Annotated in this window: 15 protein-coding genes; 5 read left to right on the top strand and 10 right to left on the bottom strand. The window is 44.3% G+C overall.

The window, feature by feature from the left end; all coding sequences use genetic code 11:
• Positions 1–278: 278 nt before the first annotated feature.
• On the top strand, positions 279–1,166 hold the full coding sequence (gene ypfJ / locus ACP7AA_RS11285) for a KPN_02809 family neutral zinc metallopeptidase (protein WP_271134628.1): 888 nt from the start codon (positions 279–281) through the stop codon (positions 1,164–1,166).
• Positions 1,167–1,302: 136 nt separating this feature from the next.
• Here ypfJ and ACP7AA_RS11280 read toward each other — a convergent pair whose 3' ends face one another.
• From ACP7AA_RS11280 to trxA, 3 genes are all read right to left on the bottom strand, one after another.
• Complete coding sequence (locus ACP7AA_RS11280) at positions 1,303–1,539, bottom strand: hypothetical protein (RefSeq protein WP_201563623.1); 237 nt, start codon at positions 1,537–1,539, stop codon at positions 1,303–1,305.
• A 391-nt stretch (positions 1,540–1,930) separates the two neighbouring features.
• Positions 1,931–3,199: a transcription termination factor Rho gene (gene rho, locus ACP7AA_RS11275; protein ID WP_149490840.1), complete on the bottom strand. Its 1,269-nt coding sequence runs from the start codon at positions 3,197–3,199 to the stop codon at positions 1,931–1,933.
• A 527-nt stretch (positions 3,200–3,726) separates the two neighbouring features.
• Complete coding sequence (trxA, locus tag ACP7AA_RS11270; protein WP_149490841.1) at positions 3,727–4,053, bottom strand: thioredoxin; 327 nt, start codon at positions 4,051–4,053, stop codon at positions 3,727–3,729.
• A 433-nt stretch (positions 4,054–4,486) separates the two neighbouring features.
• Between trxA and ACP7AA_RS11265 the strand changes: the two genes are divergently transcribed.
• The gene (locus ACP7AA_RS11265; protein ID WP_426223614.1) at positions 4,487–5,200 is read left to right on the top strand and encodes an RluA family pseudouridine synthase; all 714 of its coding nucleotides are present in this window, start codon (positions 4,487–4,489) and stop codon (positions 5,198–5,200) included.
• 78 nt (positions 5,201–5,278) lie between these two features.
• On the top strand, positions 5,279–6,910 hold the full coding sequence (locus ACP7AA_RS11260) for a flavin-containing monooxygenase (protein WP_426223613.1): 1,632 nt from the start codon (positions 5,279–5,281) through the stop codon (positions 6,908–6,910).
• A 37-nt stretch (positions 6,911–6,947) separates the two neighbouring features.
• Here ACP7AA_RS11260 and ACP7AA_RS11255 read toward each other — a convergent pair whose 3' ends face one another.
• The 3 genes from ACP7AA_RS11255 to ACP7AA_RS11245 all read right to left on the bottom strand — a co-directional run bounded on the left by ACP7AA_RS11255 (position 6,948) and on the right by ACP7AA_RS11245 (position 11,521).
• Complete coding sequence (locus tag ACP7AA_RS11255) at positions 6,948–7,886, bottom strand: D-2-hydroxyacid dehydrogenase (protein ID WP_426223612.1); 939 nt, start codon at positions 7,884–7,886, stop codon at positions 6,948–6,950.
• A 282-nt stretch (positions 7,887–8,168) separates the two neighbouring features.
• A complete protein-coding gene (locus ACP7AA_RS11250; RefSeq protein WP_183620982.1) occupies positions 8,169–9,125 on the bottom strand; it encodes a response regulator in 957 nt (318 codons plus the stop codon).
• 83 nt (positions 9,126–9,208) lie between these two features.
• Positions 9,209–11,521, bottom strand: a complete 2,313-nt coding sequence (locus ACP7AA_RS11245; protein WP_413500929.1) for an ATP-binding protein — start codon at positions 11,519–11,521, stop codon at positions 9,209–9,211.
• A 771-nt stretch (positions 11,522–12,292) separates the two neighbouring features.
• On the opposite strand from ACP7AA_RS11245, the gene rapA reads away from it, so the two are divergent.
• Both rapA and ACP7AA_RS11235 read left to right on the top strand, forming a co-directional pair.
• The gene (gene rapA, locus ACP7AA_RS11240; protein ID WP_426223611.1) at positions 12,293–15,181 is read left to right on the top strand and encodes an RNA polymerase-associated protein RapA; all 2,889 of its coding nucleotides are present in this window, start codon (positions 12,293–12,295) and stop codon (positions 15,179–15,181) included.
• A 349-nt stretch (positions 15,182–15,530) separates the two neighbouring features.
• Positions 15,531–16,433 carry an acyl-CoA thioesterase gene (locus ACP7AA_RS11235; protein ID WP_201565142.1) on the top strand — a complete coding sequence of 301 codons (903 nt, stop codon included), beginning with the start codon at positions 15,531–15,533 and terminating at the stop codon, positions 16,431–16,433.
• An 89-nt stretch (positions 16,434–16,522) separates the two neighbouring features.
• Here the strand turns inward: ACP7AA_RS11235 and mutY are convergent, their stop codons facing one another.
• From mutY to ACP7AA_RS11215, 4 genes are all read right to left on the bottom strand, one after another.
• A complete protein-coding gene (mutY, locus tag ACP7AA_RS11230; protein ID WP_426223610.1) occupies positions 16,523–17,770 on the bottom strand; it encodes an A/G-specific adenine glycosylase in 1,248 nt (415 codons plus the stop codon).
• A 256-nt stretch (positions 17,771–18,026) separates the two neighbouring features.
• Positions 18,027–18,983 carry a ribosome biogenesis GTPase YlqF gene (gene ylqF / locus ACP7AA_RS11225; RefSeq protein ID WP_426223609.1) on the bottom strand — a complete coding sequence of 319 codons (957 nt, stop codon included), beginning with the start codon at positions 18,981–18,983 and terminating at the stop codon, positions 18,027–18,029.
• Positions 18,984–19,133: 150 nt separating this feature from the next.
• Entirely contained in the window at positions 19,134–22,274 is a 3,141-nt protein-coding gene (locus ACP7AA_RS11220) for a DUF2339 domain-containing protein (protein ID WP_426223608.1), read from the bottom strand.
• 163 nt (positions 22,275–22,437) lie between these two features.
• Entirely contained in the window at positions 22,438–23,175 is a 738-nt protein-coding gene (locus ACP7AA_RS11215; RefSeq protein ID WP_426223607.1) for a dienelactone hydrolase family protein, read from the bottom strand.
• Positions 23,176–23,196 lie beyond the last annotated feature (21 nt).

The following is a 23,196-nucleotide window of genomic DNA, read 5'->3' as shown; positions in this document are numbered from 1 at the left end:
GCAGGGTATAAATAGCGGTAGTATTCGTAAAAGCTATCAATAAAAACCGTCTATAAAAGTAGTAAGAAACGAAGTCTTAGCAACAAAACAATAGCAGCATCAGAATCGTTGTTTGACCTCGTTTTTTACGGTTAATGGCTAAATGAAAAATGAAAAATAGCTAAATAAAATAGGCAATCAAGGGACTGAGCTTAAAATTATTAAATATCCATAACTATATAACAAGACTAACGACGATACGCATAGCGGTGACTATGGTATTTTTTAGGAGAGATATTATGAAATGGCAAGGCAGACGCGGCAGCTCTAATGTGCGCACAAGCAGTGGTGGCGGCAAGATGATCGGTGGCGGTATCGGCGGTATCATCATCGCTGGCATCTTATGGTTGGTGTTTGGGGTCAACCCAATGACTGCACTACAGACCGGTCAAGTGGTGGCAGGTGGTGGCAGCAATACCTCTACTGAGCCTGCGACCAGTGACGACCGTGATACACGGTTTGTCAAAGTAGTCTTGGCGGATACGGAAGAAGTTTGGCATCAGATATTTAATGAGGCCGGCAGTACCTATAAAGAGCCGTCCCTGATTTTATTTAATGGGCAAGTCAGCTCCGCTTGTGGCAGCGCCAGTGCGGCAACCGGACCTTTTTATTGCCCGGGTGATCAAACGGTTTATTTGGATACGTCGTTTTTTGTAGAGATGCGCCAAAACTTAGGCATTACAGGCGATGAGCAAGGCTCAGGTGATAGCGAAAACCAAGGTAAAGCCGGAGATTTTGCCCAAGCGTATGTGATCTCTCATGAGGTTGGTCATCATGTACAGACCTTGCTCGGTATTACCCAACAAGTAAATGAGGCGGGTCGTCAAGTTACGCGTGCACAGGCCAATAAGCTGTCGGTATTACAAGAGCTACAGGCGGATTGTTTTGCGGGCGTTTGGGCACAGCGTAATCAAGAGCGCGTGCAGTTTTTAGAAGCCGGTGATATCGATGAAGCCATCAATGCTGCCGGTCAAATCGGTGATGATCGCTTGGCGCGTGCTAGTGGTGGGGCAGTCGTACCTGATAATTTCACTCATGGTACCAGTCAACAGCGCGTTCAGTGGTTTACCCGTGGTTTAGAGAGTGGCAATATCCAATCTTGCGATACTTTTAGTGGGGCACTATAAGTAGTAGAGCATGATAAATAGTGAAGCATTATAAAAGTATTGCTTCATTGCTTAATAGATAAACATAAAAAAGCCTGCAATTTAATTGCAGGCTTTTTATTTTGATAACTGTCTGTTGATAGCTATCTAAAATATATTATTTAGTTTGGTCGTAGATATAACCACCAGCGCCACCAAGAGCAGCACCCGCTAATGCACCACGTGCGATGTCTTTACTATCGCCTTTACTTCTAATTAGAGCACCAGCAGCAGCGCCTGCAGTAGCACCTCTTACGGTGTTGTTTGCGTTACCGTATGGGCCTGTATTACAACCAGTCATGATTAATGCTGAACTAGTAATGGCTGTCATTGCAAAAGTTTTAGCAAATTTCATATTATCACCTATTAAGTCGTCAAATTTAAAATACAATATACAGTTTAAAATACAATAAGTATCTAGTGATGTTAGTACTACTTTGCATAGTAGCCCGTTTATGTCTATCGCGGCGTAGTAGAAACGCTAAGCTTTGCAAATAACCTGTAAAGTATGTTGCTTCACTGTATCGTTGGTAGGGCTTTTGCTTGGAGTTATTGTATTTATAATGAAAGTCCGCTAACTGTTTTTAAGGATTATCCCCACAGCCCTGTATTTTTTTTAAGTGGAATCGACTAGATAGCGAGAAAGTCTTTAAACGAGCATTTAAAAAGCAAAAAAGACCACCCTAAGGCAGTCTTTATGTTTGCATATTCACTATCTAATCAATTTAATAAACAATAACTATTAATTAGTTTTGTGATTTACGTTTCATTTGCTCAAAGAACTCGTCGTTGGTTTTGGCTTCTTTTAGACGGTCTAGCAAGAACTCAGTGGCTTGGACGCCATCCATTGGTTGAAGCAGCTTACGTAAAATCCAAACCTTGCGCAATTTATCTTCATCAAGCAGGCGCTCTTCGCGGCGTGTGCCTGATTTTTTGATATTAATGGCTGGGAAGACGCGTTTTTCCGCTAAATCACGCTCAAGGGTAATCTCTTGGTTACCGGTTCCTTTGAACTCTTCAAAGATAACGCTGTCCATTTTACTACCGGTATCAATAAGTGCACTGGCAATAATGGTCAAGCTGCCGCCTTCTTCAACGTTACGCGCCGCACCAAAGAAGCGTTTTGGACGCTCAAGGGCATTGGCGTCCAAACCACCGGTCAATACTTTACCTGATGATGGAATCACGGTGTTATAGGCGCGAGCAAGACGGGTAATAGAGTCAAGTAAAATGACCACGTCTTGTTTGTGCTCAACCAAACGCTTGGCTTTTTCGATGACCATTTCAGCCACTTGGACGTGACGCTGTGGTGGCTCATCAAAGGTAGAAGCAACCACTTCGCCGCGTACCGTACGTACCATTTCGGTGACTTCTTCTGGACGCTCATCAATCAAGAGTACGATTAAATAACATTCAGGGTTATTACGAGTAATCGACTGCGCGATGGTCTGTAGCAGCATCGTTTTACCGGCTTTTGGCGGTGCAACGATAATTGAGCGCTGACCTTTACCGATTGGGGCAATCAGGTCAATGATACGACCGGTCAAATCTTCAGTCGTGCCATTACCAAGCTCGAGCTTTAATTGCTCAGTTGGGAATAGTGGCGTCAAGTTCTCAAAAATCAGCTTATGACGCGAGCGATCTGGCGTATCAAAGTTAATCTCACCGACTTTTAATAGCGCAAAATAACGCTCAGAGTCTTTTGGCGGACGAATGGTGCCCGCGATACTGTCGCCTGTTTTGAGGCTAAAGCGACGGATTTGACTTGGGCTGACATAAATATCGTCAGGACCTGCTAAATAAGAGCCTTCAGATGAGCGCAAAAAGCCAAAGCCATCAGGAAGAACCTCAAGCACGCCGTCACCATAGATGGCTTCACCGTTACGGGCATGGGTTTTTAAAATCGCAAAGATAATGTCTTGTTTACGGCTACGCGCCATATTATCAAGACCCATTTCTTTAGCGATGGCCAATAGCTCAGCGATTGTTTTTTTCTTTAATTCAGTAAGATTCATAGATAGGTCATTAGCAGTTGATCAGATGAGAGATGCCATTATCAGCACAAATCAAGACATTGATTAAAACAACGGGTATAGGGCGATAGCGGGTATATGCACAGCATTGGGGTTTATGTAGGTTGGATTTTACGTGCCAGCTTATGGACGCGTTGCCAGAAAGTCAGGCACGCTCATAAGAGGTAAAGATAAAGAAGTCTACATAAGAGTCTGCGTCAAAAACTCAATATCAGTAATTGTGTTTAGTCATTGCGTTCAGTAGTGGTGTTTTATAATGACGATTGTGTTTTTGTTGATAAACACGAGGAGAATAGCGACAAGACACTTAGGAAAATGGTTAGTTTTCTCTTGTCAGCAGACTATACGGGCTTCAAGCTGGCATTGTCAATAATTTTTGCCAAAAAATTCGCATAATCTCGTTTTTTGCTCAGAAAAGCAGCAAAAAAGCCATTATCTGCTGTAGACAATAGCTTTTTCGGTGTCGGCTTTTATATAAAAACCTTTTAGTAAACAATTACTAAAAACGATTATAGATGCTTATCTAGTACGGCTGCTAATGCGGCTTTTGGCTGTAGACCCATCACTGAATCAACTTTTTCACCGTCTTTAAAGACAAACAGGGTAGGAATGTTACGAATACCGAAACGGCTCGCCGCTTGTGGGTTACTATCGACGTCGACTTTAACGATTTTAACTTTACCTTGGTACTCAGTCGCTAAATCTTCTAAAATAGGCGCAATGGCTTTACAAGGACCACACCAAGTTGCCCAAAAATCTACTAGGACTGGCACGTCTGATTGTAGAACATCTTGGTCAAAGTTTGCATCGGTGGTGTTAACAATAAGGTCTGACATAACTTTTCTCTCTTGTTTTATTATTTCTATTACCAGCCGTCTATATAAATATGAGGGTCATATTAAACAGATGAATGGCTAAAGAATGGTTAAGAAGGGGTGAAATTCTGCCATTATATTAACATGTTTGCTCAAAGTTGACAGATGCAGGCCGGTTAAATTGTTTAACAATTACTATTAGCACAATAAATCGAAACATAACGACACAGGTTATGTTTTATCTGTCACTTGCCATCGCTATCGTCATTTTTAACGCAAATCCAGTCGTCGCTTTGAATACTGGTCGAATACTAATTTATTATTATTTTTAACTGCGCAATCACCACCCATTTTGCTCAAAGTTAATTAGTATCGGTAATTTGTTTATATCGCCCATTTATGAATATCGAAACCTTATCAATATAGAACCCATTACTATAAGTAGCTAAATTTTATGCCTTTCACTGATGAAAAGATAGACGCCCTGAATGCTGAAGAAAATGCGTATCCACCGGAGTTTTTTCGAGAATTTGCGCAAGCCGTTACCGTTTATGAAGATGATGATATTTGGGTCGTCGATAAGCCTGCAGGATTGTTAAGCGTAGATGGTAAAACGCTCAAGGTGAGTTTATTAGCACGACTTGAGCGCGCCAATCCAGCGGTTAAGTTGATTCATCGCTTAGATATGGATACCTCAGGGCTGCTGATTTTTGCCAAAAATGCTGCCGCGCAAACCCATATTAGTAAGCAGTTTATTGAGCGGCTGCCGCAAAAAAGCTATCAAGCGCGCGTCTTTGGTCAATGGCAAAGCGTCGGTGCTAAAGGTGAGATATCAGTGCCAGTACGTTATGAGCCTGCAACTAAGCCGCGGCATATAGTCGATCCCAATTGGCCAAAGCATGCATTAACGCTGTATGAGGTGCTGGCGCATGAAGAGTGCAACGGGCAAACCGTCACGCGCGTGCTATTAAAGCCTGTTACCGGTCGCAGTCATCAGCTGCGTGTACATATGGTACATGTCGGACATGTGATGGTTGGCGACCCAATTTATGCTGAAGGTGACGCCTTAACGATTGCGCCACGGCTCAATTTACATGCCCAGCAATTACGCCTAAAACATCCGACACTTGGTGCTTGGATGGATTGGGAAAGCCCAAGCCCTTTTTAAGTCGTTCTCTTTTAAATAGATTGATTTTAAATAGACCATGTAAATTAAAACCCATCATGCAAAAACAAGGATTGTATTATGCTTGATATGACTGCCGGCAAACAGGCAATTAAAAAGTGCTTTAAATCTAAATCATCGCCAGCAGCCTTGAATACGCCCGTCGATTGTGAGGTGCTTATCATCGGCGCTGGGATTGCCGGTATCGGCATGGCCAGTCGATTGCAGCAGCAAAAGCACAAAGGGCTGTTTGGGCATAAAAGCCGAAGTCGCTTAAAGCAGCTAGTAAAAAGAAAGCCGCAAAAAACTACCCAGAGCTTTGTGATATTAGAAAAACGCGCAGATTTGGGTGGTACGTGGGATTTATTTACTTATCCTGGGGTGCGTTCCGACTCTGATGCCTTAACCTTTGGCTATAGCTTTCGTCCGTGGTTGGACCATCGAGTATTGGCAAAAGGCGTTGATATTAAAAACTATATTGCTGATACGGCGCGCGAGTTTGGTATCACTGAACATATCCGCTATCAGCATGAGGTGCAGCAGCTGTCTTGGTCAAGCCATAGTCAGCAGTGGACGGCAACGGTAAAAAACCATGTAAGCGGCGAGGTATTTGCCTTAACGGCAAAGTTTGTCGTCGGTGCTACAGGCTACTATGATTATGAGCAAGGTTATCGCCCGCATTTTGAAAACGAAGCAGATTTCCAAGGTGAAATCATCCATCCGCAGCATTGGCAAAACGTCAATTATGACGATAAAAAAGTGGTCATAATCGGTAGCGGTGCCACCGCGATGACGCTACTGCCCGCTATGGTCGATGAAGAAAGCGAGCAGTGCGCGCAGCACGTCACTATGTTACAACGCTCGCCAACCTATGTGGCAAGTGTACCGGGCGATGATTATGCGCTTGATTGGCTGGCAGGTAAGTTTTCGCCGTTATCAAAAACGCAAGCTTATAAGCTACTGCGCGCGCGTAATGTGTTGATGCAACAAGGGACGTATCGAGCGGCGGTGTTTGCGCCCAAGGTGATGAAAGCATTATTAAAACGTGGCGTTAAAACCGAATTAAAAGGCAGCGGGGTTGATATTGCGCATTTTATGCCCGCTTATAATCCTTGGGATGAGCGGCTTTGTGCCGTGCCAGATAGTGATTTATTTATGGCGCTATATGGCAAACGAGCTGCCGTAGTGACCGATCAAATCAGCCATTTTACCAAGACTGGCATCATGCTTGACTCGGGCAAACACCTTGAGGCTGATATCATCGTCACCGCAACGGGGCTAAAGCTACAAATGCTTGGCGGCGCTAAAGTCTATGTCGATGGGCAAGCAATCGATATCGGCTCGCGCATGACTTATAAGGCGGTCATGATTGAAGGCGTGCCAAATATGGTGGCGCTATTTGGCTATACCAATGCTTCGTGGACACTAAAAATCGACTTGGCTTGTCAATATGTGCTGCGGCTGCTCAACCATATGCATAAGCATCGTTATCAAGTGGCAGTGCCGCAAGCAAAAACTGCGCATAGCGAGGCACATGCTCAGCCAGATACGGTCATGGGTGCGCTATCGGCAGGCTATGTCCAGCGCGCGCAATACGAGCTACCAAAACAAGGCGATATTTATCCTTGGCGAGTCACCAATAATTATCTGAGTGACCGCGTGATGCTCAAATACCGTAACATAAAAGACGATTGGTTGCTTTTTAATCGCTAAATGAATCCTTAGATTAGCTATTAATCAAGCACTAAATCTATTGACCGTTATTAATAAAGTCAGTCACCTGCTTACTTAAGATTTGCCACAAGGTTTCTTGCGCGCTTTTACTGCCCCACGCATTATGTGGACTAAATATCACCCGCGGATGGTTAGCAAGGGTCAATAAAGGGTCGTCTTTGACAATCGGCTCTTGCTCAAATACATCGGTGGCATAACCGATAATTTGCTCGTTGTTAATCGCATTAGTTAGCGCTTGGCTATCGACAATACCACCACGGGCGACATTCACAATCAGCGGCTGTTTAGCCATTTCTGCTAAAGTATCTGCATTAATAAGATGCTTGGTTTGCTCGTTTAATGGGCAATGTAAGCTCAGTACATCAGACTGCGCCAGTACGTCTTCAAACGCCGTATAATCCTCATTACGCGGCGTACGCCCTTGATGCTCTGCCCACAATACCGTCATCCCAAAAGCGCGGGCGATGTCGGTGACGCGTTTACCAATAGTGCCAACACCAATAATCCCCAGTGTCTTATCTTCCAAATCTATCAGTGGAATATCGAGCAAGCAGAAATTACCATTGTTTGCCCACGTGCCGTCAGCAACTTTTTCATGATAATGGATGCCAGCACGCATGGCAGTTAGCATCAGCATAAAGGTATGCTCGGGCACGCTTTTGACCGCGTAACCAGCAACGTTATACAGCGCGATATCGTGCTTAGCACAGGCATCTTGATCGACGTTGTTCATACCTGTTGCGGTCAGTTGGATAAGCTTAAGCTTGGGCAAATTGGCGATGATGTCAGCATTGATTTGGACTTTATTAGTAAAAATAATGTCGGCATTTTGACAGCGCTCAATAATCAGCTCCCGAGGCGTATCCTCGTAGGTAATGTAATCAGTCACGCCAGCAGGTGCTGGCAAGTCGACATTATCAGAAAAAGTACCTTTGTCTAAAAAAACCGCTTGCATGATGATTCCTTATCTCATTGTTATTTTAAATAGATGACATTTTAAACAGAGTACGTTTTAAATGGTCTTGCATTTTAAATAGGCTGACATAGTTATCCGCTTAATGTAGCACGTTGCAGGGTTTAGTCAAAAAGCGTGTCAAAAAGCGTGTCAAAAAGCACGTCAAAAAGCACGTCAAAAAGCGTACAGTAAAAAACCTCTACTTCAATTGAAATAGAGGTTTTATTTTTTGCGACAAGAGTTTTTGCGACAAGAGTTTTTGTGCTTATATTGTTTTTACGCTTATAAAGAGAAACGCTTACGCAATTTACCAATCAGACTACGTACGCGACTGCTTAAATCAATACGCACGTCGTTTTCAGGGTCGTGCTCGACTTCATAGCGCTTCACCAATTCAGGGCTGGCTTTCAGTTTTGTATGATGCTGGAATGCACGGTTGACGCTAATCTCAAGTAAGCTGGCGCGCATTGGTTTTGGTAAGCAGCGATAGACCTGACCTTTATTAATCAAATCAATGAGCAAACCTGCATCTTGGAATTCAGTTTGTACTAAAACCACCAAGTGCGGCGCATCTTGTTTTAAGGTAAAGATAATCGGCGCGATGTTCTCGCCACTGACATTGATGTCGGTAATACAAACACCAATATCTTCATTCGCCAAATAATCATAAGCCTCTTCTAAGCCTTTAGCATGCAGGACTCTATAACTGTTCGAAAACTGCTTACGTATTTGCTCAATCAGATCGTTGGTTTCATCGATGACCAATAGCGTTTGCTTGTTGCCGGAGCTGTCAAATTGCTCAGCGTCTTCGTCTGGGTTATAGGTCAAAGCGATTTCGGTGGCGCGACCGACGACGGCAAGCAGCTCTTCAGATTTACAAGGTTTGGTCAAATAACGATAAATCTCTCCATCGTTAATAGAGCCGATAATGGCGTTTAAATCGGCATAACCGGTCAATAAAATCCGCATGGTAGACGGCGATACTTCTTTGACTTCGCGCAAGATATCGACACCAACGCGCTCAGGCATACGCTGGTCACTGACCGCCACGTGTACGTGGTTGTTTTTGATATAGTCAATATACTCAGTCGGGTCAGTGGTGATAAAAACGTCATGCGTTTTACGAAACAGCAGTTTCATCGAACGTAAAATACGTTGTTCATCGTCAATGAACGCCAACTTCGGCTTCGCTTCAGACCCTAACTCCGTGCTAGGGGTTTCCATTTCCAATTCATTCATGATGGTATCCTTATGATGAATAATAGTGCTATAGCTTTATATAATCATTAAAATAGCAATTAAAATAAGACAGAACCTAGCGATTACGCTGCTAGGCTTTGTTCCGTTAAATCATTATCAATCGGTAGCGTTAAGGTAAAGGTGGTGCCAACGCCTTCGGTTGAGACCGCTTTAATGTCGCCATTATGCTGCTCCATAATCTGCTGACTGATGGCCATACCAAGTCCAGTACCTTCGCCTGCGCCCTTAGTGGTAAAGAACGGCTCAAAGATTTGATTGAGAATCTCTGTGCTCATACCTTTGCCGTTGTCGCTGACATCGATATAGACATTGCTGTCATCAGAGCGCGTCCGCACTTCGATTTTGCCATCCGGTTTTTCTCCCATGGCTTGCGCGGCGTTATTGAGCAAGTTCACCAAGACTTGGTTAATCTGTGACGGCGAGCATTTAATCTCAGGCGTCGGGGCAAAATCAGTGACAATTTCTTGATGTCTGATAGAGTTACCAGCGATTTTCAATGACGCTTCGATACATTCGCGCACATCGATGGTTTTCACTTTTGATTCATCAAGACGGGCAAAGTTACGCAGATTTAGGACCATCTCGGTGATTTGCTCAACGCCAAATAACGAATCTTTAATCAGCTCTTTTAGCTCAGCGGACAAATCATCTTCTTGGATTTCATCAGAAGCACGGACGATATCTGCCAATAGCTTATCAATTTTGCCATCAGCAGCGGCATCAGTTTTAACGCCTTTTAACCCTTGTACCAGTTCAATCAGCTCTTCGTATTGCTCAGTTAGCTGACCGATAATCTCAAGATTGTTTTGCACATAAGATAATGGTGTATTTACTTCATGAGCAACACCAGCAACCATTTGACCTAACGTCGCCATTTTTTCTGAACGAATCAATTGCAGCTGTGAGTTTTTCAGCTCTTTTAGCGTATCTTGCAGCTCAGCGGTACGTTCTTCGACTTTAATCTCTAGCTGCTGATTGATATTGGCAAGCTTACCTTCGTTAGATTGGATACGGTCTAGTAGGTCATTAATAGAGCCATTTACCAGTCCAATCTCGTTGCGACCTTCAGCGAATTTAACCTCACTCAGCTTATTGTATTGCTTGTCGTTAATCAGCTTTTCTGCTTGCGAGATTTTATCCGTGGTTTCTTTTAGCGGTTTAAAGGCTAAGAAAGTCAACATAAAGTAAATCACACCCGCTGTGATTAATAGCGCCAAGGCAATCCAGTTAATCAAGTTTTCACTGAGATTATCGGCGATAGCGTTAATTTCAGCGTCAGGTTGGACAACGATAAGTTTCCAATAAGTCTCAGGAATCTCAAACACATACGCTTGACTGCCGTTGTAGAAGTTGTCTTTAGTCAGCTCAAAGCTCTGCAATAAGCGACTATCCATGGCGTTTTGCTTGTTTTCGCTATTATTTAGATAAGCGGCATAGTTGACCAAATAATAACCTTTGGAATCACCTGTTTCTGCTTTATCAATCGTATTCAATACTTGCTGTACTTGCGGCGATACGCTAGCTGCAACGCGCTCGATAGTCTCGTTACGCTGAGCTTCCAAGAAGTTTAATACCGGATTCCAAGCAGGGTCAGAGTTGATAACTTGTTTGATATCAAGCGGCGTACCGGTTTTTTCATCAATATAGCTTAAGCGCTCAGGGTTAGACGAGGCGATAACTTTGTCACTGTTATCCAGCAATAGAATATAACCTGAGCCCGAGCTTTCGCTTAGCTTCACGATGTTTTCTTGTAGCTGGTTTAGGGTAAAGTTAACCGTACTGGCACCCCAGAACTGATTGTCACGCTCGATAGCAACACCGCAGCTCATTGCCAGCTCACCTTTGGTTTGGCTGGCGCGTACGTGGTTCCAGATACAGCTTTCAGGTTTGAGCAATTTTAAAACGCTAAACCAGTCTTCTTGATAATAAGGATTGGCAGGATTTGGATCGCTGAGTACCGCTTGATAATCGCCGTTTTGACGTACCATCAAAAACGGATGGGTTGCAGCATTGACACCAAGTGCGCCTTTTTCAGGCCAAATGCCGCCACTACCTAATAAGTTATAATCACGCTTATCAAAGGCATTGGCGGTACTGGCTTGTAAAATCGCTTCTTGTGGCGGCAGCGTTTGCGCGCTTTGTTGCAGTAGTAGGGCACTACGCATCACCCGATTGATATCGGCTGAGATACTATTGACCGCTGTATTACCACGCTCGGCGACCAGTTTTGCTGACTCAAGGCGAATTTTCTCATAGCCTTCTTTATCAACAACATAGACGACGACCGCCAGTACGACCGCAAAAGCGATAAATAGAATGGTCGTCACTTGGGTACTGACTTGGTTAAAAAAGCCAACTTTTTTGGAGGCACTCATGATGGGGTTTGTCCTTGGATGATAAGAAGCACAAAGAAGATGATTAATGGGATTAATGCGATATGACACTCAAAGTTATCATCACTCTCATAAAATATAATTATGTATAATATTATAAGTGATAACTAAATGGACTATAATAAGCACTACTATCTCTATAGCGTTTAGACAGCATCTATAACGACTATGAATCTATAAAAGTGGGATTAGAAACCGTTAATGCTTAAATATAGATGATAGATAATAGGTACTTGGTAAACTTAGACAACGCAGACAGTCATTTCAATATGGCTCAGCTAAATACTGTAAAGATTCAGTCAAAGGTATCTAGTCAAAGATATTTAGCCAGAGACACTTATCCAGAGATGATTAATCAGAAACACTTAGCCAAATTAGCCGCATAAACAAATAACTTATTGCATTTTTTAACAATACAGCAACAATTATATGATGGCAATATTTTTTGTTTACTTGCGAGTCGTTATCTTGTTGTTTTATAAGACCAACTTATGCTTGGCTTTGCGGCAATCTTGGCAAAATCTGCTCTTGAAAAGTCAACTTAACGCACTCATCTAGGCGCTAACGTTATATAATGGTCTGTTTTATCAATCGACCTAGCTTTTAAGTTGGGCGTTGCTGATATCGCCAATGACCAGCAGCTTATTAATGACATTGAGCTATCGAGCCAGTAATGCTAGCTTGGCCAGTAAACGTAGCTTGCCTCATTAACTATCTATTTTCTTATCATCTGAGTACAAAAGACATCGCCTTATGACTATCTCTATCGCTTCATTGCACAGCACCGAATTTGCCGTTGGTCAACGTTATTTATCTGATACGGAGTCTGAGCTTGGCTTGGGGGTGGTCATCGATGTTGATGACCGCTGTGTACATATCTTATTTCCACAAAGTGAAGAGACCCGCGTCTATGCAAAAAACTCTGCGCCGTTATCGCGCGTGGTGTTCAAAGAAGGCGATAGCATTTCTGACCAAGCCGGTAAAACCTATACCGTAACCGCGGTCGAAGAAGTGATGGGTGTGCTCAAATACAGTGTCGATGAGCATGAAAAAGGCATTATGGAAACCCGTTTGGCGGCCAATATCACGCTTGCTAAGCCGCTTGAGCGCCTGCTTGCTGGTCGTATTGAACGTGGCGATTGGTATGAGCTGCGTCAAGATATCTTGCGTATGCAATCGGCGCTAGCAGGTCATCCGCTTAAAGGTTTAATGGGCGCGCGCGTCGATATTATTGAGCATCAGCTTTATATCGCCCATGAAGTTGGTAAGCGTATCGCGCCGCGTGTCTTGCTTGCTGACGAAGTCGGTTTGGGTAAAACCATTGAAGCAGGTTTAATTATTCATCAGCAGCTATTGACTGGCAAAGCTGAGCGTGTATTAATCCTCGTACCAGACAGTTTGCAATATCAATGGATGATTGAACTGCGCCGCCGTTTTAATCTAAATTTTGCCTTATTTGATTTAGTACGTACGGCAGCGATTAAAGAACACGACCCTGAGCAAAACGTCTTTGCTACTGAGCAATGTATCATTGCAGGCATGGATTTATTGCTCGACCATCCTGACTTGTATGACCAAGCGATGGAAGCCGGTTTTGATTTATTGGTCGTCGATGAAGCGCATCACCTGCATTGGGATGAAGCGCAAGGCGGCAATGATAAATATGACTTGATTGCCGACTTTGCTGAAGAAACACCGGGTGTGATGCTATTAACCGCGACGCCTGAGCAACTTGGCGCGCAAAGTCACTTTGCCCGTCTGCGTTTATTAGACCCCGATCGTTTTGATGATTTGGATGAATTTATCGATGGTCAAGAAGCCTTTGCTGAAACCGCAGCGGTTGCGAGTGTCTTAATCGAAGATAAGCCGTTAAGTGATGGTCAAATTGCGGCGTTAAGCAGCTTACTTACTATTAGTATCGATGAATTAGCAAACATTAATGACGACGAAAAACTGCGTACTTATGCGCTCAATGAACTCCTTGACCGTCATGGTACGGGGCGTATTTTATTCCGTAATACCCGTGAAAGCGTCAAAGGCTTTTATGGTCGTAGCAGCCAGCCGTATCCATTGCCGCTACCTGAAGCATGGGTCGATAGCTATCAAACCAAGGGTAAATTGCGCGAGCAGCTATGGGGCGAAGAAAACCAACCTGACGGTAGCTGGTTAGAAGATGACCCACGTGTGCCGTGGTTGATTGATATCTTAAAGGGTGAGCTTAAGCATAAAAAAGTATTGCTGATTGCCCGTAGTGGGGCGACGGTTGAAAGCTTAGAAGCCGTCTTACGTCTGCATGCCGGTATTAAAACCGCCATTTTTACTGAGCAGATGACCTTGCTTGAGCGTGACCAAGCGGCGGCGTTTTTTGCTGATAGTGAAGGCGCACAGATATTATTGTGCTCGGAGATTGGTTCAGAAGGTCGTAACTTCCAGTTTGCAAGCCAGCTGATATTGTGGGACCTGCCTGCCAACCCAGATACCTTAGAGCAGCGTATCGGTCGCCTAGACCGTATCGGACAAACGCAGCAAATTATGCTGCACGTCCCTTATGTACAAGGTACGGCGCAAGAGCGTCTATATCTGTGGTATAACGACGCGCTAAATATGTTCAATCAGATTTCACCGACCGCCCAAAGCGTGCAAGAGCAGTATATCCAAGACCTAAAGCCGATGCTTGAAGGCGCGGATAACGACGCTAACCGCACCACTTTGCAAGATATCATTGATGCGGCGCTACAAACGCGTTTGGATCTTGAGGCGCAGTTGCAAGCCGGTCGCGATCGTCTTTTAGAGTACAACTCATGCCGTCCGCGTGTTGCTGGGCGTATTGCTGATGCCATGCGTGATTTTGATGGGCATAATCTATTGCCGCAATTTATCGAGCGCTTTTTTGCTTCCGCCAATATCGATCACAATATTCAGCGTGATGGTTCATGGGTGATTGCACCGATTGATAGCACTGAGATTAGTGACTATATCGACGGTCTGCCACTTGGCGATGAAGATGGCATGACCTTGACCTTTGAGCGTGAGCAAGCGCTGCAGCGTGAAGATATCGAATTTATCACTCACGAGCATCCATTGATGCGCGCGATTTATGAGCTGGCAAGTACCAGCACCTTTGGTAATACCACCGTTGCGATGCTAAAGAGCGCTGCCGTCCCGCAAGGTATGGTGCTGCTCGAGATAAATTTCCGCGTCGAAGCCATTGCGCCAAGATTGCTCAATTTACCTGCGACTTTAACCACACAAAATATCCGTGTCTTTATCAGTGAGCAGGGCAGTGATTTATCCGCGCGTATCAGCGCCGATATGATTATGCCGCATATTGAACGTTTGGATAAAAACCGCGCCCGCCAAGTGATAAAAGTACGCGGCGATGTGATTGAGCAGCGCTATTATGAAGCTGAAGACATTGCCCGCCAGCAGTTAGCGGAGATTGGCGAGCAAGCCAGTGCGCGTTTTAGCCAGCAGTGGTCACGTGAAATCAAACGCCTAAAGCATTTGCAAACCATCAATCCTAACGTCCGCCCAGAAGAGATTGAGCGCTTAGAGCAATTAAAAGCCCAAGGCGAGCAAGCATTGGGTAATCTGTCTTTAGTACCAGACTCTATCCGTGTGCTCGTGGCAGTGAAACCATAAATTTGGCAAATATAAAAACGAGATGGCAATAAGCATCTCGTTTTTTATTTATTAACACTATCCTAGATAGTTGTTTTATGCTTAACATTGCACGGTAACTGCCTAGTCAAAGCCGTTAATATTCGTTAAGATGATTGGCTTTTCGCTTTATAATGAGTTCTTAGCAATCGTTTTATTGGTTATTTATTGCTCATCCTAAGCGTTATCTTGTAGTTTACTGCAAGCCATTTCATATTATTTTAAATTAAAACGCCGTATTGGCTTAAGCATATGGTATCGATATCAATATCGTTAGGTGCTTATACCGAGAAGCTTGGCGTTATTGATAAAAATAAGGAAACGTATCGTCATGTCTGATTATCCGCAACTGATAGATGAGCTGCTGGCTACTGTCGCGCTTATTGAAGTCAGCCCTGATGTTTTTGAAGGTAAAAGCCACGACTATGTTGGCAGTCGTATTTTTGGTGGGCAAGTGCTGGCGCAAGCGATTATGGCAGCGGCGCATACACTGGATAAAGACAAACCTTGTCATTCACTGCACGGCTATTTTTTGCGCGGTGGTGATATCAATCAGCCAGTCATTTATAAAGTTCGCCGCCTGCGTGATGGCCGCAGCCTGTCTGCGCGCGAAGTAACGGCGATTCAATATAAAGAAGTGCGCGGCAAAGCGCCTGTTGAGCAAGTGATATTTTCGATGATTGCGTCGTTTTCACCGATGGAAGAGGGTTTAGAATATCAAGAAGATATGCCCGTTTATCCGCCGCCAGAGGATTTGCTTGCCGAGCAGGATTTAAAAGAAGAGTACGTCGGTAAAGTCCCCGATGCGCTTAAAGCGCGCTTTATGCGTCGTCGTCACGTCGAGATTAAACCGGTCAAACCGCGTGACCCAATTCATCCAGAACCGATGAAACCCAAGCAAGCAAACTGGCTGCGTATTCGTGAATTGGGCAATCAACCCATAGCAATTCAGCAAGCACTATTGGCATTTTCATCCGACTTCTATCTAGTAGGTACGGGGCTGATGTCGCACGGTGTAAGCTTTATGACCAGTGGTTTGCAAGCGGCGAGTATCGACCACTCGATGCATTTTCATCGTGAGTTTGACTTAAATAATTGGCTGCTATACGACATGTGGAGTGATACCACATCCAATGCCATGGGTCTGAACCATGGGCAGTTTTGGCAAGATGGTCGATTGGTAGCAACGGTACAACAAGAAGGCTTGATGCGCTTACGAGTGCCGAAGTCTTAAGTTTTTAGTGCTTTATAAATTAAAAAAGCGACTCATGATTTATTGTGAGTCGCTTTTTTTTATGAATGTTATTTAGTTGCATTCACTCATTATTCTAAAATCTTAACCATCGCGCGCGGCAATCCTAGTGTCGCCTGCGCAGCATCAGCATTTAACCAATTCATATTAATCTCTGCTGCTTGTAATGCTTTGGTTAAATCAACCGTTTGCTCGCCATTTAAAGTCACTGATTGCGGCGTTAAATACCAATGAAAATGGGTTAATGAGTGTTTAATAGGCGCGTCATCAAGTAAGGTTTTATTCATTGGTGCTGCTGCTAAATTATTCTTTATCAGCCATTCATTGATAATTTGCTCAGCGGTGGTAAATTCTGTTTCGTATACTTTTTCATTACTAGCCACTTCTAAAGATTGCTCAACAGTCGCTTCTTTTATTTTCTTATCTATATTCTTGCCAGTATTTTTAACAGCAGCTTTGCCGCTAATCTTTTCTACAAATTCTAGCGGCAAACTCCACAACCCGCCCCAAATGCCGTTATCGGGACGCTGTAGCCATAAGATATTGCCATCTGCATCTTTAATCAGTAAGGCATTGCTAAACTTACTGGGTTTGGGCTGCTTTTTTGCTTTGACCGGATAATCTGTTTCGCGACCTTGCGCGTGCGCTAAGCAATCATCTTGTAGTGGGCACAACAGACAAGCAGGTTTGCTACGGGTGCATAAAGTTGCGCCCATATCCATCATCGCTTGCGCAAATAATCCTGAGTTCTCTCTAGGCGTTAGACGTTCTGCCAATGCCCACAGCTCTTTAGTGGTGGCAGATTTAGTGATATCGCCATCAATTGCTGCCCAGCGTGTCAGGACGCGTTTGACATTACCGTCACAGATGACACCATAACGATGTAGCCCCATCGCCATAATCGCCCCAGCGGTCGATGGGCCAACGCCAGATATCGCCTCCCAACCGGCTAAGGTTTGCGGAAAGTCGCCCGTCTCATTAATTACTTCGACCAATTGCTTCGCGCCTTTATGTAAATTACGCGCGCGCGCATAGTAGCCAAGCCCTGCCCAATGCTCCGCCACCATATCCCATTCTGCAGCTGCTAAATCTTGCACCGTCGGAAAGCTATCCATAAAACGGGCAAAGTAGGGCAGCACTGTCGTTACTTGCGTTTGCTGTAGCATTACTTCTGATAGCCAAACGATATAAGGATTGGGCGTGTCAGTTTGGTGCTGTTGCCAAGGTAAATCGTGGCGTCCATTAATTGCAAACCAGTCGAGAAGGCGTGGGGCGAGGGAGTTGAGAGAGGTTGATGATTGAGAAAATTGAGTAGGCAAGAGTATTCCTTGTAAATTGAACAGGGATATATGAATTTGAGATTAAGAACGTTTATGGGGTGTAATACGATTGATACAAGACAACAGCGGGTGAGCTTCGTTTTCAATGTCAGAAGATGAAATTATAATTGACCGTCTTGTTTGCCAAGTAAAGTTTGAGTAAATCTGCAGATAAGTTAAAGGTAAATAATAAAATATAGCAGGTGCGCTAGGCGCACCCTACGAACTTCAAATATACTTATAGAGAATATTCTACCTACTTCCGATTCTTCCGCGTTTTTAAACGACGTAAGCGCTTTTCTTCTTCTTTAGCGATTCTTTTCTCTTCTGCAGCGATGCGTTGTTCGGCGACGACCAGCTCTTCAGCTTCTGTCATGGCAGGCGTCTCGAGCGTAATATCGCCAAGCTTGCCACTACGTAACTCGTTAATCAGAATCTCAGACATGCGGTAAGTATCGACTTGATTGCCCGCGCGGACACAGCCGCGATTGCGTCCCGCCACTTCAAAAAACTCCCAATCAGTCTTGGGGAGCGCTTCAATTTTATAGCGGCTTTTTAGCAGCTCAGGATAGGCTGTCAGCAAATACTCAGCGGTATAACTGGCCACATCGGCGAAGTCAAAAGCCGTATCACGAATACCGCCGGTTGCAGCCAAGCGATAGCCAGAATTTTCGTTTTCGACCTTTGGCCATAGCATACCGGGGGTATCATAGAGCATGATGTCATCGTCAAGCTTAATCAGCTGCTGCGACTTAGTGACGGCAGGCTCGTCGCCGGTTCTTGCCACGGCGCGTCCAGCTAAGGTATTAATCAAGGTCGATTTACCGACGTTTGGAATACCCATAATCATGGCTTTGATTTGGCGACCCGTACCGACTTTATTGGGCACGAGGGATTTGCATATCGCGATGATACGCTTGACGTCATCGGCTTTATTATTGTCGCAAGCGATGGCTTTAACGCCATCTTGTTGCTCAAGATATTCCATCCACGCTTTGGTCAATTCCGGATCAGCGAGGTCGGCTTTATTTAAAATTTTGATGACCGGTTTTTCGCCGCGTAATGCCGCGACCATGGGGTTTTCGCTACTATAAGGAATACGCGCGTCAATCACTTCAATGACGACGTCCATCTGCGGCATGATTTCTTTGATTTCGTTACGGGCCTTGTTCATATGCCCAGGGAACCACTGAATACTTGCTCTCTTATCCATCTGCTTTTATAACCTTTTATAAAAAATGCTAAAAGTAAGACACTCTTTGCTTACTCTTTAATGGCGTCCAGTTTACTACACAACCAGCGCTATCACCCAACGTTATCAAGTTATCACGTTATAATTTCATTTAACGCTCATAGCAGACTATCATGCAGACTCGTCTGTTAAATCCTCGCGCGCTGGTGGTAATGGTGCTAAATAACCAATGACTAAAATTAAGCTACCCGCGCCAAGGAAGGAAATCACCCGCCAAATTGCCTCGGTCTGTGATAAATCGACAATTACCAGTTTTAGCACGACAACGCCCAACAGTCCAATGCCCATAAACCATAGTGTTCGCTGTCCATAGTGGCTAGCAATAATAGTGGCGACCAAAGCAATGAGCGTCCATAAAATGGTTAGCCCCGTCTGTACCTGCTCGCTATTCCAAGCACCCCCTGTAACGTCGTATAAACCGCCAGTCCATAACGGCGTGCCGATAAATGCATGCAGCGTCCTAACCAACATACTAGAACCTATCCAAAGGCCAATCAGCGCTAAGATAATTAATAGCATATCGTTTTTAGGAATGGCGCTTAATAGGTTTCTCGATTTCATGCCATGTGGCTGACGGAGCAAATAAACGCCCAAGCTGTAAAAAACCACCAGCCATAACGTCACATCATATAAGTTAAATAGGGGGAAATATGGTAGCTGCCAAATGACGCCATCGTAATTAAAGTTGGTAAAAATAGCCCAGCCTAAAGCAATAGGCACAAATATTTTGGCACTGTCTAACAGCGCCTGATGCCAATCAAACCAATAAGGTACAAGCGCTGAATTAGCTGCTTTTGATTGCTTATCATTATATTGAGCCATGGCATGACGTTGTGTCCACCACAAGCCTGCCAACATCAGCGCAATCGGCACTAAAATAGCCATGACGCCTTTTGAATCGGGCAAGCCATAATGCATGGCTTCTGCCAATATGATGATGCCAGCGCCAAGCCAGCTCGCGCTATCAAAACTTTTTAATTCCGCTTCTTTATGCCATGAATTTAACCATAGTTGCCCAACGACCAACCAACCTATGAGTAAGGTAATAAATATCGGCCAATGAAAGGTTGTCCATTGATAATCAAATTCATATTTTTGCGGCAGTTGAAACAGTAACATGGCATAAAATAGCAGCAATAAACCATGGCTAAACTGCCTAATCTCGCGCCACGAATGATAGTGATTGATTGCCTGATAAATAACTAGGCTGGTTAAGGTGGCTAATCCTAGCAGTGCCGTCGTTGCTAATTGCCAGCTGGTAAGCCATTGGTCAAAATCGATGACCAATACATACAGCAGCCAAACCATTGCGGTAAAGGTCAAACAGCGACTCAAAATCGGACTGCGCCACATCAGGTTAAACGCCATACTTTGGCTATTGATACTGGTAAGCCATTGCTGAGCGGCTTGGTTACTGATACCCAGCGATTGAGCGACGGTGGCTGTTGCGTCAGACATTACAGACATTGAATCTGTAGTCGCATTTTGCTGTGCAGGAAGGTTTTCAGTATCGTCTAAAACGGCAGGCGAATTGCTGGTGCGTAAAATAAACATCGTTGCTAGATAGCTAAGAGCTGAAATCGTCAATGCCAGCGTTGGATAATCTTTGATCGTAAAGACCACATTTATCATCAGCATGGCGATACTGAGCAGCTGCAATAACAATCCAAACAATACTGACCATGCGCGTAGTGAACGCCGTCCAAACCATACCAGCGCCAGCCCTTGTACCGACCAGCCAAAGGCAATCCATTCAGCATCGAATGCCAGTGGGATGACCAACGCTAAAAAGCCAAACCCTAACGCCAGCATACCCTCGGTGATTAAGGCATAACGCTGACTACGCTGCACAAACACCCAGCCAATGCCCAAATAAATCACTGCTAAAACAGCACTGGTAATGGTTAACGCGTTAGGAACAGCGTCTAACAGCGCAGCAAATAAACCAAAGGCTAGTATCGGTACGGAAAACAGTAAACCGGTATCAATAGGAAATACATAGCTATTGTTTCCTAGATGAACCTTATCCATGTGGTTGACGTTGTTTACACTATTAAAAGTATCTACAGCATCTGTATCAGCGAAACCTGCTTCATTAAGCGTGTTATAAGCGATAATTTGTTGCGCGTAGCGAATGACGACAAATAAATATAGCAGTATATGCAGCGCGACCAGTAATACCAATGACCAGCGCTGCGCCTCAATAACAGCACTTAAGCTTTCAGTCACACCCCAATAATAAGCCAGTCCAAAGGTGACCATCACGCCGAGCAGATTGAGCATTTTCCAAGTGCGGTAGTGAGCGATGATAGCAATGGTAACGTTCAATAATAGATAATAACTGAATAAAACCACTAAATTACCGATATCACTACTGGTCAATATCGGCGCAAAAAATCCGCCAGATAGGGCTAGGAGTGCCAACGGTAAGGCGTTTTGGCGTACGGCTAAGCCAATGGTGATGGCTGATAATATACCAAGTCCAATAAAGCTCGGCACACTTGAGAGCACGTGATAGGCGCTATAGGCAAAAAAGGTGGTTAAATAAGCAATCGCTAAACCTGCCCCTTGCAGGGTAATACCATAAGCAAAACGGTTTTTTGCTAATTTTAATCCCAGCGCTGCGAGCCCTAAGCCAATAATACCAATGCTAATAAGCTTCACGGTAATCGGAATTTCAATATAATCGCTTAATAATCTCAGCAATAACACCACGCCGACGAGCAATACCAATACCCCAACGCGCACTACTAAATTACCGCCAAAAAACCAATTTTGCATAGAGTGAATAATGGAGGTGACGATAGGCAATGAGCGTTCGTCCGGCTCTATGGTTGCGGTGGTGTTTTGTGGGATTTTCGATTGTGGCGGTGAGGGCGATTGTGGTGACTTTGATAATATCGGCAGCTCTGGAGGTGTTGTTTCTAAATGCTGATTTTTTGTAGATTCGACATTAGGAATAAAAGTAGCATCGGGAATGAGAACAGCGGAGGTAGCCAGTTCTGCTGCTGACTGTGTTAATGAATCTACTGATTCAGACCGGCTCTCTTGAGTAGGATGTATATACGCCGAGTGCGAGGGCTTTGCTGTATTCACGCTATCTGCAAGCTGCTCAAGCTCAGCTTGTAGCGCCGTCATATCATGGCGCAACTGCTCAATTTGCCGATTTATCTTGCTATATAGCACCACAACCACAATTAATAGAACAATAAAAGCCAGCCAACCCAACGGGCTCATTAATAGATATAGCATCCTCGTCACTCAATCCACTTGATAATAAAGTGATAATGACGCGATTTAATCAGAAGTACAAGATAAGTCATAAACATAAAATCGATCAGACAAATAAAAAGGGCCGCTTAATAGATAAGCGACCCTTTTTTAACTACCTATTATAGGCGTTTTTTGCAGAGATTTATGCCAAGTTGGTTTTCATAAACTCAAGCATATTCTCCCAGCTTTGCTTAGCCGCGGCTTCATTATAGCCAAGGTCGACGCCATTTTTGGCAGCGCGTTCATCAGCATGTGGATTGGTAAATCCGTGTTTGGCGTTATCATAGACATCGATAGTGTAATCGACATCGGCAGCATCTAACTCAGATTTTAGACCTTCTATCGCCTCCATGGATACCATTGAATCATCACGACCATGAGCGACCAATACTTTAGCTTTAAAGTTCTTGTCGGCTGGCTGTTTTGCTGATGGGTTGCCATGGAAGGTGGCGACAGCTTTTAATGGCATGCCTTCACGCGCCATATCGAGGACGACTTTACCGCCAAAGCAATAGCCTATCGCTGCTAAGTTATCGCGATTAACGGCCAATTGGTCACCAAAATCATTGAGGATTAAACGACAGCGATCCATCAGCATGTCTTGATCTTCAAGTACTTGTGTCATCCACATGTTTGCCATGGCCGCATCAGTGGTCAGTTTGCCTTCACCGTAAACGTCCATCGCCACGGCAGCATAACCTGCTTCTGCCAAACGCTCAACCACCGATTTTGGGTGATCGACCACGCCCCACCATTCTGGCGCGACCAAAATCCCAGCTACCGGATTATCATCTGAGGCCGATTCTGGCAGCGCCACATAGCTGATCAGTTGGACGTTATTTTCAGTGGTACTGATTAATTCAAAGGTCTTAATTGACATATTATTGTCCTTTTTTATGTT

Source organism: Psychrobacter sp. DWR1-2-3, assembly GCF_049896465.1.
GTDB lineage: Bacteria > Pseudomonadota > Gammaproteobacteria > Pseudomonadales > Moraxellaceae > Psychrobacter > Psychrobacter maritimus.
This window is presented reverse-complemented; position numbering and strand designations above follow the sequence as displayed.

What these genes read in the sequence shown, in the direction of transcription:
- ACP7AA_RS11220 (WP_426223608.1), bottom strand. Translation starts at nt 22,274, where the DNA reads ATGCTATATCTATTAATGAGCCCGTTGGGTTGGCTGGCTTTTATTGTT.
- trxA (WP_149490841.1), bottom strand. Translation starts at nt 4,053, where the DNA reads ATGTCAGACCTTATTGTTAACACCACCGATGCAAACTTTGACCAAGAT.
- ACP7AA_RS11250 (WP_183620982.1), bottom strand. Translation starts at nt 9,125, where the DNA reads ATGAATGAATTGGAAATGGAAACCCCTAGCACGGAGTTAGGGTCTGAA.
- ACP7AA_RS11260 (WP_426223613.1), top strand. Translation starts at nt 5,279, where the DNA reads ATGCTTGATATGACTGCCGGCAAACAGGCAATTAAAAAGTGCTTTAAA.
- rho (WP_149490840.1), bottom strand. Translation starts at nt 3,199, where the DNA reads ATGAATCTTACTGAATTAAAGAAAAAAACAATCGCTGAGCTATTGGCC.
- rapA (WP_426223611.1), top strand. Translation starts at nt 12,293, where the DNA reads ATGACTATCTCTATCGCTTCATTGCACAGCACCGAATTTGCCGTTGGT.
- ACP7AA_RS11280 (WP_201563623.1), bottom strand. Translation starts at nt 1,539, where the DNA reads ATGAAATTTGCTAAAACTTTTGCAATGACAGCCATTACTAGTTCAGCA.
- ACP7AA_RS11255 (WP_426223612.1), bottom strand. Translation starts at nt 7,886, where the DNA reads ATGCAAGCGGTTTTTTTAGACAAAGGTACTTTTTCTGATAATGTCGAC.
- ypfJ (WP_271134628.1), top strand. Translation starts at nt 279, where the DNA reads ATGAAATGGCAAGGCAGACGCGGCAGCTCTAATGTGCGCACAAGCAGT.
- ACP7AA_RS11215 (WP_426223607.1), bottom strand. Translation starts at nt 23,175, where the DNA reads ATGTCAATTAAGACCTTTGAATTAATCAGTACCACTGAAAATAACGTC.
- ACP7AA_RS11245 (WP_413500929.1), bottom strand. Translation starts at nt 11,521, where the DNA reads ATGAGTGCCTCCAAAAAAGTTGGCTTTTTTAACCAAGTCAGTACCCAA.
- ACP7AA_RS11265 (WP_426223614.1), top strand. Translation starts at nt 4,487, where the DNA reads ATGCCTTTCACTGATGAAAAGATAGACGCCCTGAATGCTGAAGAAAAT.
- ylqF (WP_426223609.1), bottom strand. Translation starts at nt 18,983, where the DNA reads ATGGATAAGAGAGCAAGTATTCAGTGGTTCCCTGGGCATATGAACAAG.
- ACP7AA_RS11235 (WP_201565142.1), top strand. Translation starts at nt 15,531, where the DNA reads ATGTCTGATTATCCGCAACTGATAGATGAGCTGCTGGCTACTGTCGCG.